Origin of the sequence: Microbulbifer jejuensis, from assembly GCF_047289955.1 — a bacterium.
Classification (GTDB): Bacteria; Pseudomonadota; Gammaproteobacteria; order Pseudomonadales; family Cellvibrionaceae; genus Microbulbifer.
The window spans coordinates 41,909-55,437 of record NZ_JBLBUB010000008.1; the positions used below are offsets into that span (position 1 = coordinate 41,909).

General features: G+C 49.4%; 9 protein-coding genes and 1 pseudogene. 5 read left to right on the top strand and 5 right to left on the bottom strand.

The window, feature by feature from the left end; translation table 11 throughout:
* The first annotated feature begins 420 nt into the window (after positions 1–420).
* Both aceE and aceF read left to right on the top strand, forming a co-directional pair.
* Positions 421–3,090 carry a pyruvate dehydrogenase (acetyl-transferring), homodimeric type gene (gene aceE, locus ACL7TT_RS06855; RefSeq protein WP_413394187.1) on the top strand — a complete coding sequence of 890 codons (2,670 nt, stop codon included), beginning with the start codon at positions 421–423 and terminating at the stop codon, positions 3,088–3,090.
* Between the two features lie 17 nt (positions 3,091–3,107).
* Positions 3,108–4,739 carry a dihydrolipoyllysine-residue acetyltransferase gene (aceF, locus tag ACL7TT_RS06860; RefSeq protein WP_413394188.1) on the top strand — a complete coding sequence of 544 codons (1,632 nt, stop codon included), beginning with the start codon at positions 3,108–3,110 and terminating at the stop codon, positions 4,737–4,739.
* 89 nt (positions 4,740–4,828) lie between these two features.
* Here the strand turns inward: aceF and ACL7TT_RS06865 are convergent, their stop codons facing one another.
* Both ACL7TT_RS06865 and ACL7TT_RS06870 read right to left on the bottom strand, forming a co-directional pair.
* Positions 4,829–5,089: a hypothetical protein gene (locus ACL7TT_RS06865; protein WP_413394190.1), complete on the bottom strand. Its 261-nt coding sequence runs from the start codon at positions 5,087–5,089 to the stop codon at positions 4,829–4,831.
* A 427-nt stretch (positions 5,090–5,516) separates the two neighbouring features.
* The gene (locus tag ACL7TT_RS06870) at positions 5,517–5,933 is read right to left on the bottom strand and encodes a hypothetical protein (RefSeq protein ID WP_413394192.1); all 417 of its coding nucleotides are present in this window, start codon (positions 5,931–5,933) and stop codon (positions 5,517–5,519) included.
* A gap of 214 nt (positions 5,934–6,147) precedes the next feature.
* On the opposite strand from ACL7TT_RS06870, the gene ACL7TT_RS06875 reads away from it, so the two are divergent.
* The gene (locus ACL7TT_RS06875; RefSeq protein WP_413394194.1) at positions 6,148–6,303 is read left to right on the top strand and encodes a transposase; all 156 of its coding nucleotides are present in this window, start codon (positions 6,148–6,150) and stop codon (positions 6,301–6,303) included.
* Positions 6,304–6,629: 326 nt separating this feature from the next.
* Here ACL7TT_RS06875 and ACL7TT_RS06880 read toward each other — a convergent pair.
* The 3 genes and pseudogenes from ACL7TT_RS06880 to ACL7TT_RS06890 all read right to left on the bottom strand — a co-directional run bounded on the left by ACL7TT_RS06880 (position 6,630) and on the right by ACL7TT_RS06890 (position 11,068).
* A pseudogene (locus ACL7TT_RS06880) lies at positions 6,630–7,590 on the bottom strand (IS5 family transposase).
* Between the two features lie 26 nt (positions 7,591–7,616).
* Positions 7,617–8,243, bottom strand: coding sequence for a hypothetical protein (locus ACL7TT_RS06885; protein WP_413394196.1), 627 nt, complete (start codon positions 8,241–8,243; stop codon positions 7,617–7,619).
* Between the two features lie 668 nt (positions 8,244–8,911).
* Positions 8,912–11,068, bottom strand: a complete 2,157-nt coding sequence (locus ACL7TT_RS06890; protein WP_413394198.1) for a winged helix-turn-helix domain-containing protein — start codon at positions 11,066–11,068, stop codon at positions 8,912–8,914.
* 207 nt (positions 11,069–11,275) lie between these two features.
* On the opposite strand from ACL7TT_RS06890, the gene ACL7TT_RS06895 reads away from it, so the two are divergent.
* Positions 11,276–12,112 carry an alpha/beta hydrolase gene (locus tag ACL7TT_RS06895; protein WP_413394200.1) on the top strand — a complete coding sequence of 279 codons (837 nt, stop codon included), beginning with the start codon at positions 11,276–11,278 and terminating at the stop codon, positions 12,110–12,112.
* A gap of 142 nt (positions 12,113–12,254) precedes the next feature.
* Positions 12,255–13,367 carry a serine hydrolase domain-containing protein gene (locus tag ACL7TT_RS06900; protein ID WP_413394202.1) on the top strand — a complete coding sequence of 371 codons (1,113 nt, stop codon included), beginning with the start codon at positions 12,255–12,257 and terminating at the stop codon, positions 13,365–13,367.
* The last annotated feature ends 162 nt before the right edge of the window (positions 13,368–13,529 follow it).

Here is a 13,529-nt window from a genome sequence, read left to right on the forward strand (position 1 = left end):
TTTTGTAGCTTATTTCCTGAAAATTTCCATCAAATATTCCGGTATTTTCGCAAAATGGCAAATAATTGTTTTGCGTTTTGGTTTTATTTGTTACTAACCGTCCTGTCTGGAAAATTATTTGTAGTAATACTACAATCGCCTCCGCCAACAACCGAAAATGGGGTTTTGTCCGCCATACTGCGTGACGCCTGGTATTGATAATTACTCTTAAACCGGGCAATCGCGACAGCGGAATGGTGCAGCTCTCTTTTCGCTGCGATCCAATGAAAGTGCACACATTGCACTTGCGCCAACGGGACAGACGCACTGGCGGAGCCACCAAGAAAGGAAGTGTTTTTTGCCTACACCCCAGTCTGCCCACATACCGATTTTTGAGAAATAGACCGACCCGACGTCGCCTGATTCGCCGAGGAGCACTTGATGCACGAAGAGACCGATAACCTCGAAACACAGGAGTGGCTGGATGCGCTGCAGGCGGTTATCCGTTACAGCGGCAAAGAGCGCGCAGCCTCTCTCCTCAAGCAGCTGTCCGACCGCGCAACCGATGAGGGTGTGCAGTTGCCCGCGGCGATCACCACCCCTTACCGCAACACCATCCCGCCCAACGCGGAAAAGCGTATGCCTGGCGACCTGTTTATGGAACGCCGTATCCGTTCCCTGATCCGCTGGAATGCTTTGGCGATGGTGGTACGGGCCAACCAGAACAACGACGGCCTCGGCGGCCATATCTCCAGCTTCTCCTCCGCGGCCACGCTCTACGACGTGGGCTTCAATTATTTCTTTCGCGGTAATGAAGGCGAGGAGCGCGGCGACCTGGTTTTCTTCCAGGGCCACAGTGCACCGGGCATTTACGCCCGCTCCTATCTGGAGGGGCGTTTCGATGAAGCGCAGTTGGACAACTTCCGTCGCGAAGTGAACGGCAACGGCCTGTCTTCCTATCCGCATCCCTGGCTGATGCCGGACTACTGGCAGTTTCCCACCGTTTCCATGGGGCTTGGCCCCATCCAGGCGATTTACCAGGCGCATATCATGCGCTACCTGTCCGCCCGCGGCCTCTCCCCGCGCGGTGACCGCAAGGTGTGGGCTTTCCTCGGCGATGGTGAGTGCGACGAGCCGGAAACCCTCGGCTCAATCTCCCTGGCCGGCCGCGAACAGCTGGAAAATCTGGTATTTGTGGTCAACTGCAACCTGCAGCGCCTGGACGGCCCGGTGCGCGGCAATGGTAAGATCGTACAGGAGCTGGAAGGGGTTTTCCGCGGCGCCGGCTGGAATGTGATCAAAGTGTTGTGGGGCCGCCTGTGGGACCCGCTGCTGGAGAAGGACGACAAGGGGTTGCTGCAGAAAGTCATGGATGAGGTGGTCGATGGCGAGATGCAGAATTTCAAAGCCAACGGCGGTGCCTATACCCGGGAGCACTTTTTCGGTAAGTACCCGGAGTTGCTGGAGCTGGTCAAGGACATGTCCGACGACGAGATCATGAAGCTCAACCGCGGCGGGCACGACCCCTACAAGGTGTATGCAGCTTATGCTTCGGCTATGGCCCACAAAGGCCAGCCTACCGTGATTCTGGCGCAGACCGTGAAAGGTTACGGCCTGGGCGCCGCCGGTGAAGCGGCGATGGATACCCACTCGGTGAAGAAGCTGGACCTGGATGCACTCAAGCGCTTCCGTGATCGCTTTGCGATTCCGCTGACCGACAAAGCACTGGAAGAGGTGCCTTACTACCGCCCGACTCCGGACAGCCCGGAAATGAAATATATGGCCGGGCGCCGCAAGACCCTGGGTGGCCCGCTGCCGCGCCGCCCCATTGAGTGCCCGAAACTGGCAGTGCCCGGCCTCGACGCCTTCAGTGCCCTGACCAAAGGTTCCGGCGAACGGGAAATCTCCACCACCATGGCGTTTGTGCGCGCCATCGCCGCGTTGGTGAAAGACAAAAACATTGGCAAAAATATCGCACCGATCGTGCCAGACGAAGCGCGTACCTTCGGTATGGAAGGTCTGTTCCGCCAGTTGGGTATCTACTCCTCCCAGGGGCAGCGCTATACCCCGGTGGATCACGGTCAGATTATGTATTACAAGGAAGACAAGAAAGGCCAGGTGCTGGAAGAAGGCATCAACGAAGCCGGTGCTATGTCCGCCTGGATGGCGCTGGCGACCGCCTACAGCAACCACGGTGTGGCCATGGTGCCTTTCTATATCTACTATTCCATGTTCGGCTTCCAGCGCGTGGGCGACCTGGCCTGGGCTGCCGGCGACATGCAGGCGCGGGGTTTCCTGATCGGTGCCACTGCTGGGCGCACCACCCTCAATGGCGAGGGACTGCAGCATCAGGACGGCCACAGCCACGTGCTGTCCTCCACCATCCCCAACTGCCGCAGCTACGATCCCGCCTACGGCTATGAGCTGGCGGTGATTATGCAGCGCGGCCTCAAGGAGATGTACCAAGAGCAGAAGAACCTCTTCTATTACATCACCATCGAGAACGAGAACTATGTTCAGCCGGAAATGCCCCAGGGCGTGGAAGAAGGCATTATTCACGGTATCTACAAACTGCAGTCCAACGCCAAGAAAGGCGCAAAGGGCAAAAACGCGAAGCAGCATGTACAGCTGATCGGCGGCGGTACCATTTTGCGGGAGGTACTGGCCGCGGCGGATATCCTCGCCGACCAGTTCGGTGTGACATCCGATGTCTGGAGCCTCACCTCCGCCGTGGAAGCGGCGCGCGAGGGCCAGGATGTAGCGCGCTGGAATATGCTGCACCCGGAAGCCGAGCCGCGCAAAGCCTGGATTACCGAACAGTTTGCGGGCAATACTTCCCCGGTGATCACCGCCACCGATTACATCCGCGCTTACGTGGAGCCGCTGCGCGAGTTTATCGATGGTGAACTCACAACCCTGGGCACCGATGGTTTTGGCCGCAGTGACAGCCGTGAGCAGCTGCGTCGCTTCTTCGAGGTGGACCGCAATTATGTGGTAATCGCCGCGCTGAACGGGCTGGCGAAACAGGGCGTGATCAATGCGCAAACGGTTTCCGAGGCCATCGTGAAGCTTAAGATCGACGCCGAAAAAGTTAACCCGCGCATCAGCTAGGAGAGGGCAGAGTCCCTATGGCAAAACAAGTCATTAAAGTGCCTGACCTCGGTGGTGCCGATCAGGTCGATGTTATTGAAATTCCGGTTGCACCCGGCGATACCGTGGCGCAGGAGGATGCACTGATTGTGGTGGAGGGCGACAAAGCCTCCATGGATGTGCCGGCCCCTGTGGCTGGCAAAATCCTCAGCATCAGCCTAAAGGAGGGTGACAAGGTCTCCGCGGGCGATGTGATTGCCGAAATTGAAACCGATGTGGCGGCAGCCCCCATGGAGGAGCCCGCTGGGGCCCCGGCACAGACAGCCCAGCCCGAGCCGGTAGTGGAAGCGCCCGCAGCCGTTGCCAGTGCCGAGCCGAAAGAGGCGCCTATCCTGATTCCGGATCTGGGTGGCGCCGATGCGGTGGACGTGATCGAGATTTGTGTACAGCCCGGTGACACTGTTGCCGAGGGCGACTCGCTGATCGTAGTGGAGGGTGACAAGGCGTCCATGGACGTGCCTTCCCCCAGTGCCGGCACCGTGGTTTCCATCGCCGTAAAAGAGGGCGATAAAGTCTCCACAGGCGATACCTTGGGGGTGCTGAAAACGGTGCCCGCTGCTACTGAAGCGGTGCCCGCCCCGGCAGCCGCAGAGGCGTCGGCCACCCCTACCCAGAGTGCGCCAGAACAGCAGGTGTCCCGGCCGTCTGAACCGTCGGCGGCCGCTCAAAAGGGTTACCAGGTGGGGCGGGATCTCACGGCAGCCGCTCAGGTTTACGCCGGCCCTGCCGTGCGCAAGCTGGCGCGGGAACTGGGCGTTACCCTGAGCAGGGTAAAGCCCTCGGGGCCGCGCAACCGTGTGACCAAGGATGACCTGCATCACTATATCCGCGAGCAGGTGAAAAAAGGCGAGCACGGTGCCGTTGACGGTGGGCTCGGTATCGCCGAGATGCCGGATATCGATTTCAGCCAGTTCGGCCCGGTGCATGTGGCGCCCATGAGCAAGATCCACAAGATTACCGCGGCCAATATGTCCCGCAACTGGCTCAATGTGCCCCACGTAACCCAGTTCGACGATGCGGATATCACTGAACTGGAGGATTTCCGCAAGTCCATGCAGGCCGAAGCGGAAAAGCGCGGCGTAAAGCTCACCCCGGTACCCTTTCTGCTGAAAGCGGTGGCCGCGGCCCTGCGTGCAGAGCCCAGCTTTAATGTGTCCCTGCACAAGGATGGCGAGCAGATTGTGCGCAAGGACTATGTGCATGTGGGGATGGCGGTGGATACACCCAAGGGCCTGATGGTGCCGGTGATTCGGGACGTGGATAAAAAAGGGCTGTACGAACTGGTGGCGGAAGCCAGCGAGTTAGCCATGAAGGCCCGCGACGGCAAACTGAAGACGAAGGAAATGCAGGGCGCCTGTTTTACCATCTCCAGCCTGGGTGCGATTGGCGGTACCGGCTTCACACCGATTGTCAATGCCCCGGAAGTGGGCATCCTCGGGATTTCCAAACTGGCTGTGAAACCGGTGTGGAATGGCGAGACGTTTGCACCGCGGAAGCTGTTGCCACTGGCGTTATCCTACGATCACCGCGCGGTCAATGGCAGCGATGCGGGACGCTTTTTGACCTATCTGGTCAGTGTGCTGGCGGATGTGCGCCGGCTGCTGTTGTAATTGCCCCGGCGGAGAAAAGATGGCCGGTGGCCGTTTTGCTGATGGGCAAGGGCAAAGCCGCCAGGGTTTTGCCCCCGAAACCGTTTGTGTCAATCAATGCCAAGGGCAAAAATCCAACCGACGCTAACGGTGTAGAACCCGGCGAAAAATACACTGCGCCGATCAATGCGCGGTACCGCCAGACGCTCAGAAGAGCGACTATTATCGCACCACCAAGCAGTGGCGCCGGCCCGAGCGCGTATCTGCAATCTCATCAAACCGGGCGTACCGGAACGCCGGGCCATATCGCTCGGATTGAATTGCAAGGGGCCGTACCGGCTGGCGAAGACGTTTGCAGTGCAGCAAGGCATCAGCAATGCATTCCCTGGGAATCCAGGGCTTGTTCGGTAAGGAATATCTGGTTGAAATTTTACACCCCGAGCGGGGTTTTTATGAATCGCCGTATGCGGAGCCGCAGGTACGGTGATGTGGAAGGCGGGTTAGAAACCCGCCTTTACCCGATTAGGCTCATTTCTTTTCAACCCACTCTGCTCCGAGTATTGCAGCGAGTGTATCCTTTAAAGGTATATCAAATGCACCAGCTTTGCCTTGATCATAGGTTTGTTTCCAAGTGTCATATCCTTCCTCAAATTGGGGGCTGGATTATTTTTACTAACGCGAAGTAACTTCTTGTGTCTACCATTTAATAGGGTACCTGCCGCAATAACACCGACAGAAGGAGGACAAAAACCAGAGTAAAGCGCAGGTTTTGTGTCACACTGATTGGCTTTGTTGTTCCTAAATTTTATGCGGCTCTTTGTTGGTAGCTATAACATCTCTGACCGTTGCACCACCAGCATCTTTACATGTTTTCTCTGAGTCAATATTTAATTTTACGGCTTCACCTCTTACGATGGGCCGAACAAAGCGCCATGGCCAAAACCCAAATCGTTGTGAGCCTATATAATTAACAACAGCATTAGCACCTAGCGATTTAGCTTTATTAGCAAATTTTGGCAAAATATCAGTAACACTACCATACGAACTTTTCCCTATTTTTATTTTTTGTATCTTTTCAAATTTCACATCCGACGGGGGTAGACCGGTAATTAAACATATATCTAATGGATCCAACTGAGAGTCGCGCGATAGGTCCTGAGCATATGAGACTATTGAAGTAAGCAGTAAAATAGAGAAAGCAAATATATTTTTCATTTTAATCACCTGTATCTAATGAAGCTTGAGAAAGCATAACATTTATATAGTGGTCACTGTGACCACTATTGTCCTGATTACTATCCCGGAAGCAATTCTGCATCAACTCTTTAATAATTTCTAATAAAATCATGGCTCTTTATGGATTTCGGGAAAGTGAGAATTTGAGACGTTATCGATGGAATTGACTGCTGAACGCTTTTAAAGCAGTCTCATGGTGAAACCTCACGATCTCCTCGATAATACAAAGTGTTACGAACAGATACGCCAACATTGCTGGCCCGATGGAGTGAGCTGTCCTCACTGTATGAGTCAGGGCGTTACCCGGCAGGGAAAGGATGATACACAGCCAGACAGGCAGTGTTACTAGCAAGGCATGAGGGAAGAATAGCCCTCTCCCAGGATCGTATGAGGCATGGATGCCGATTACGAGCGTATAAGGATGTATTCACAGCGTGTCCTGGGAGAGGGGTATTCTTTCCTTCCGACCCGGTAGTATCTGTGTAAGAGTTGCCAATGTCGTTTTGGTGACCTGACTTTAGGGCACCTCTATGACTTCACATAAAACTGCCAAAATTCAGTGCACTCGGTGCCCCTTTTTTGTCGACCATAATTTCATTAAAGGTCACAAAAAACGATATTTGATGAGTTTCAGAGGTATTTCGGTCTGTTTTGAGAAAGTTTCCTCCTTATTCCTTATGCAACGGGCGCACATCGGCTCTGCAAGCTTACAAATCGACGCATGTTGTACACAAAATTCATCATGCCAACCTTAACCCCAGCGTGCCAAATCCCAATAGACCGCACGAGCATACCGCCCTGCTTATTTTCCATTGACCCAAATACGTGCTCGACTCTAACTCGAACTCTGGACCTGCGACGGTTCTCTTCCGTGTCTCGCTTTCTTCACTGTAGTAAGCACTGTCTGCCCAAACTTCCTTGGAAGTGTTGTCGCTCAGCAGTTCATGGAACACCTGGGAGTCGTGCACTTCGGCAGAGGTGATCTCGTAATCTCGGATCAGTTTGTGCTTGTTGTCCACGCAGGCGTGGTTTTTATACCCGTAGTGGGTCTCATTATTTTTCTTGGTCCAGCGAGCATGCAGATCCTTCTGGGGCTTGACGTTTGGTTTTTTCTCGATGCTTTCCGGTACTTTGGCGGTCTTAATTTTCTCATTCTCATCTCGACTGTTGCGTTGCTTCGGTGCATCAATAAAACTGGCATCAACTATTTGCCCTTTGTGAACTTTGTAGCCCTGTGCATCAAGCTGAAAATCGAACTCGAGAAAGAGGGGGTTCATAGACTCAGCGTTCACCAGTTGTACGCGAAACAGCCAGATTGTCTTGGCGTCCGGTGTTCTGTCTTCCGGATTCAGGGTGAGAAACCGGAAAAATGTAAAGCGGTCGCATATCTGATACTCCAGTTCATCGTCTGATAAGTTGTACAAATGCTGCAATATCAGCGCTTTGAACATTAGAATGACATCGAAGGGCTTTCGTCTGCACTACTTTTTCGCAGTTTGGTGCGAATTTTATTCAAAGTGTTCCGAAAGCCTTCCCAACCAATCAGTTCCTGCAGAGTAATCAGCGGGTCACGCTCGCTCAGTTTTCGATTTCGGTCTTCGAGATCTAAGAAACTCAGCTGAAGAGGATTTTTCAGCAGCCTGATAATCGAATTTAGAGCCCTTATTCAGACAATGAAAGCCTTCTCCAGGTCGACTTATCGGTAGCTACTGCTTTTTCGGGATAAAAAAATTCTGAATTCCAGTTACCTTCGTGATTAATGGCGCTTACGCCAAACATCATATTCCAAGTGTTACCCGGAAATTTATTGCGTGACACTTGGACTTGCCTGTGTGTTCCTTTAGCCCATTTTGGGCCCTTTCTATTTTCAGGATCTTCAAGTCCAGAATAGGGTACCCAGAATCCAGCATAATCCTTGAGAATCCACTTGCCGGATACACCTTCCCATCCTTTGTCTGTGAGTACACTTTCCCCCATTTGAGCGGAGAGATGAAATTTGTGGAGATTGCCAGTTTCTGTATGTTCTATGTAAAGGTCTAAGACTGTGATGTCTTCTGCTTTGCCTTTGGCGCAGATGTAGAAGTAGTCTTTATCATGCAATAGATAAATGGAAGCCTGCGCCGGTAGTTCGATCTTTGTTGCTGCTTGCCATTCATCATTGCCGCAACGGCCGTCCAATAGCGGTACTATGCTGATTGGGTTGATAGCGATGGTTTCAGCAGCATTGGTCTCAGTGGCTACGAATGATAAGCAGACGCTCAAAAACAGCTGTTTTGACATGTTTTGCATAGGAGTTTTCCATTTGTTTCGGGCTTGGGGTCTTATAACAGTTCACATTAATTAGGCTTTTCTCTTTTGAGGCTAAATGAAGAAATTGAGTTTAAGTCAACTGAAATTAAAATACCTGAAGTGCTAATGATTTTTAGCTGACTTCCTGCTGACGCTGTCCGGCTTCCACAAATGCTGACTTGCTCTCCCTTGAGAAGATCCAAGAACCGAATCCGTACAGTGCACTTACAAGCCTCGTAAACAGGAGCTTCGCGCTCATCAACTTGCTGGTCATACCCTATTCGAAAATCACCGTAGATGCGCTGGGTAATGGGCAAATACAAGGAATTGAGGGGCGGAAGAAGCAAGCTTGTCGTTGCTTGGGAAGAATCGCTAAAAGATACCCGTGGTTAATGGCACACTGGCGTATCGGTTGTGTCAGGACTTTATCCTTCACTCTGAGGGCTGGTCCAGATTTTGCATCAACTATCTGGCCCAGTAGGGAAATTATTCTGGTAGATTGTGATTTTTCTGAGCACTGTGGAAACTGTTGGAGCAATACGCCGACTGAGCACTTTTTACTACTGGGGCAGAAGGAAAAGATAACCCTCTCCCAGGGCGCGCTGTGAATATCCCCCTGTACGGTAGTTATCGGTATCCTTGTTTCATTCGGTTTTGGGTGAAGTTTATTATTCTCGCAAGAAAAGCTCAGTCACTTCTTTTTTTGCTGAAACAACATAAGTAATAAGCAGACTTTCTTGATTGATATCTGTTAGGTAGTCAATGTCTTTGTGCATTTCTCTAATCGGATTGAAGTTGTCTGTCTTAAGGTCGTATGACCATAATTGATTGTCTCGGTTAATTGAATAAATTACATTCTCTTTCAAAACAAATCTTTTTTCACTTCCCTGAAGAGCCAACTTTTCGATGAGTTGATCTTCTGCAGGGCCGGGCTGCCAGAATCGGTTCATATGATCCAGATATATCAACCGACCATCCTCACTTCTTTGTGCCCAGTTAACCTGTTTTTCATTGATAACCTTAACTTCCGGGCCTTCGAGGTATACTTCTGCAAATTTAGTAATGCCTTTAATTGTCAAAGATAACAACACGGTATTATTTACACTATCCCACTGAAATTGTCGGTTAACAGGATGTGCTAGTGAAAAATTCTTGATACTGCCATCCAGATAAATTTGAGTGAGTGATTTATTGGCGTTTACCAGAATACTTTGGCCGTCGGCTGACCAGTTCATTCCGTAGATATTGGTATCCATTGGAAACTGGGAGAGCTGCTGTAAATCACGGCCGTCAGTTATCCACACCTGGTCGTCACCAGAGCGCCTAGAAGTAAATGCGATCAAATTACCATTGGGTTGGAAAATGCCATCATCATCTTCCAAGATTGACCGTGTTGTGCTTGGATAGATTTTACTGACATCTGCTTCGGACGGCATGCTGATTGCTTCAGGCTGGCTAAGAGGGATTGATGCGATATCACTATCGTACCGGCCCTTAATTAAGAGTGCTCTTTGCCCATCTGGATGAAAATAGGGTGAGCTGGCGGGTTGGTCCAGAGGCAAATTAAGCTTATTGACTTTGCCATCATAAGATAGGGAAAAGAACCGTCTGCCAGTGCTAAAGATTAACCGCTCATTTAGTGGAGAAAAATTAGGAGAAATGCGCATGTGTTCCGGTATTTCATCTGGATAATCTACCGGGTGGCTGGATAAAACTTGTCCGCTCGAATCGAGCATATCTATATAAAGCTGGCCATCCTGATGATTACTGATTACAGCTATTATGTCTTCGCTTTTCGAGTAATCGAAGTAGACTAGATTTCCATCCTCCAGGTCGTAAAGGACGCGGCTCGTATTATTATTAACTGAATAGTTGATTAACCGCCAACGACGGGACACCTTTTGCAGAATAGCGAGATTATTGTCGTTTATCCATACTGGATTACTAATTGCCGAATTTTTACATCGCATTAAAACATTTGCCGATGGTTGACCCACTAGAGCCTTTTGGAAGTCCAAGCTTACCAGGTCGTAACACACATTCTGGGTTAGTGGTTTGGTGCAATCTTCTGCTGCAATAAATACGAGTGTTTTACCATCGGGCGATAATGTATGTCGGCCGTAAGTGCCCCAGTCTGGGGTTAATTGAGTTTCTTTTTGACTGTGAATATTTCTGGCCCAGATTTTATTGACACAGAGTTTATCCAAGTAACGGTGAAACAGAATGTACTGGCCATCGGGCGAGTATGTGGGGGCAAACTCTTTACGATCGGTTGCGGTTACCGCTTGTAAGCGGTCAAATATGAGCTGAGAAGTATGCTTGGGCGTATAAAATTTGAACCCAATGAAGCCTAATAATACAAGCCCTACAATCGAACTGACTAGATATCTACTTGGTTTAAAGACCTGGGATTGATGATCTGGCTGTTTAGGCTTCCTATTTACTTGAGACTCAGGAGAGATAGCCTTCTCCTGCGGCTCCGTTCCCCCTTTTTTGGCGGAATAATCATCTTCCCAAACAATATCACACTCCAGACTGTAGCCCTGTTTGGCGTGAGTTCTAATATAGGACTGTAGCTTTCGATCTTCGCCCAGTGCTTTTCTGAGTTGCGCAATACTTCTTTGCAGTGTATTTGGCGTAACTACTGTATTGGGCCAGACCTCGGTGAGCAAGTCATCATGGCTCACGACTTTTCGCTGGTGTTTTGCCAGGTAAGTTAAGACTGCGAGGGCTTTTGGGGGAATCGTTCGAGATTGCCCATTTCTGGTGATCTGATTCCTGGATAAGTCAACGAAGAAGTCGCCCACCCAATATTGTAAAGCCATTGATGTACTTACCTGATCAAAGTTTGGAACTGATACTAGCATAAACCCTGATTACAGCTAAAGCTGACCTTGTAACTCATTGATAAATAGACATTAAGTGGCATCAGCACAAAGTCATCTAAAAGTCAGGTGTGCGTCACGTATTTCAAGGTCAGCCCGTTTACATTGATCGCTTCTTCGATCAAATATAACAGTATGAGCACCGATATGAAAAAGCGCTTACTAGTAGCCTTTCTGTTATTACTCCCTGTAGCAACCCTGAAAGCAGGCGAGCCTAAGCCCCTGGAATTACGCCGAATCCAGGTGGTGCCCATTCAGGACTCTAGCAACGACAGAGAATATGAGCTGTTGATAAAATTGCCTGAAAGCTATGATAAAAGTGGTAGCAAAAAACATCCGGTTATTTATTATACCGACGCTATGTGGGCCGTTGAAATGCTATCTGCAACCGCAGAGTACGCCATCGAAGATGCGATTTTAGTGGGTATTAGTTGGCAAAAAAACCTAGCAAAGGCTAAAAACGCATGGTCGAGTAGATTTCGGGACTTTAAACCGGCACTTGCCGAGGATAACAAAGCTGGTAAGGGTGAGGCTCACAAGCATCTCGCGTTTATACGAAATGACGTTATAAAGCATATCGAAAGCAATTACCGCGCGAACCCACACAACCGTACCTACTTCGGCTACTCACTTGGCGGTCTCTTTGGTGTTTATACCTTGTTTAGCCAACCGGATACTTTTCAAAACTATATTTTAGGTAGTCCATCCCGATCACTAGGTTCTTTTATAAGCGCTCAGTTTGAATCAGATTCCCATAAGGCATTAATAGATCTACCAAAACAAGCAAATGTTTTTATTTCTTATGGTGCTTTAGAGAAGGAACTGGGCTCGAATGTAGAGAGATTGGTCAGTCAATTAAAACGTCGTAAGCTATCTAATTTATCACTGGAATCGGTGGTTATTGAGTCAGCCGACCATACTACGGCTTTTCCGAAGACATCGGTCCGCAGCATCTACTGGCTTGCCGACCGATTGAAACCCTAATCGATATTAAATCAATTGATATTAAAAAATTTCTCTAACTACAATTTCAGGATATATGATGATTACAAATAGAAGCCTTAAAAGGCTAATTACAATCAGCATATTTTGCAGCATAAGCTCTTTTGCGGAAGCAGGAGGCAGGTTGGCACCTGAAGTAAATATGCCTGATCACAGTAGTGACTTCCCAAGCCTGGAAAAGTCAACGCCGAAACTTAATAAAGCTTTTATTGATACAGCCCCAGCTGATAGAAAAGATGGTATTTCTGTCGGTGAGATTGATGCAATCAAAGCTAGCTTGAATAAACTGGCCGAGGAAATTGCTGATAATCAACATACCCCTTACGATAGTCTGCTAATAGCCCAAAGTAACAAGCTTGTATTTGAATCCTATTTTTCCCTTGGTCGCGTCAATTTGCCCCACCCACAAGCGTCGGCGACAAAGGCCTATACAGCCTTGGCGATTGGGCGAGCGATAGAATTGGGTTATTTGACCATGGCAGATTTAGACAAGCCAGTCATTTCCTTTCTTAAAGAATTGGATAGAAAGCAACTCATTGAAGGTGCAGATCGTATTACACTGGACCATGTACTGAGCATGCGCTCAGGTATCCGTATTGAAGAAGACAAGCTTCGTGCCATATTAAAAAATCCCAAGCAGTTAAAAGGGCAAAAGCTGGTGCAAACCTATTTGAGTCATAGTAAACCGATCACTTCTGAATCACAAACCTACTTATATCAATCTTCAGACCCAAGAATCGCAATGCTGGTTCTGGATGCCGTTGTTCCCGGCTCTGCTAATGACTTTATTAAAAATGAGTTGCTTGAGAAGATGGGGATCAATATTTATCACTGGAGTGAAAATGTCAGTGGTGTGCCCGAAGGTGCATGGGGGGCCATGATGACATCGCGCAATATGATCAAGTGGGGAAATTTGGTAATCAATAAGGGCAAATGGAATAGCCGCCAGCTGATTCCGGAAGCGTTTATTGCTAAGGCGACAGGCAAGGTTGCAGTTCCAACTGCTGATGATTTCGATTACACCAACTTTTCCTATGGGTATTTTTTCTGGCGAACCAATATGCATGTGGGTAACAAAAAATATGTGGCAAAGTTTGGTTGGGGCGGCGGTGGACAGTATGTGATAGCCATTGAAGACCTGGATTTGATTATTGCTATCACTGGTCGCGGGGATGACGAAAAGACCTTAGATTTAATCGAAAAACGTATACTGCCGGCCTTTGCTTTATCAACATAAAAGCGGTGTGGTTTCAGCAAACTACTTGCTCAAGATAGGTCCCGTAGTTGTTGAAGTGATTTCTGTCCAATATTTAGAGTGACTAATGAGTGGGTAAGTATTCGGACACCTACTAGCAAAGCAGGAGGGAAGAATAGCCCTCTCCCAGGATCGTATGAGGCA

Excerpts from the sequence above, each read along its gene's own strand:
- aceF (WP_413394188.1), top strand. The coding sequence starts at position 3,108 with ATGGCAAAACAAGTCATTAAAGTGCCTGACCTCGGTGGTGCCGATCAG.
- ACL7TT_RS06875 (WP_413394194.1), top strand. The coding sequence starts at position 6,148 with ATGGTGAAACCTCACGATCTCCTCGATAATACAAAGTGTTACGAACAG.
- ACL7TT_RS06865 (WP_413394190.1), bottom strand. The coding sequence starts at position 5,089 with ATGCCTTGCTGCACTGCAAACGTCTTCGCCAGCCGGTACGGCCCCTTG.
- ACL7TT_RS06870 (WP_413394192.1), bottom strand. The coding sequence starts at position 5,933 with ATGAAAAATATATTTGCTTTCTCTATTTTACTGCTTACTTCAATAGTC.
- ACL7TT_RS06890 (WP_413394198.1), bottom strand. The coding sequence starts at position 11,068 with ATGGCTTTACAATATTGGGTGGGCGACTTCTTCGTTGACTTATCCAGG.
- aceE (WP_413394187.1), top strand. The coding sequence starts at position 421 with ATGCACGAAGAGACCGATAACCTCGAAACACAGGAGTGGCTGGATGCG.
- ACL7TT_RS06885 (WP_413394196.1), bottom strand. The coding sequence starts at position 8,243 with ATGCAAAACATGTCAAAACAGCTGTTTTTGAGCGTCTGCTTATCATTC.
- ACL7TT_RS06895 (WP_413394200.1), top strand. The coding sequence starts at position 11,276 with ATGAAAAAGCGCTTACTAGTAGCCTTTCTGTTATTACTCCCTGTAGCA.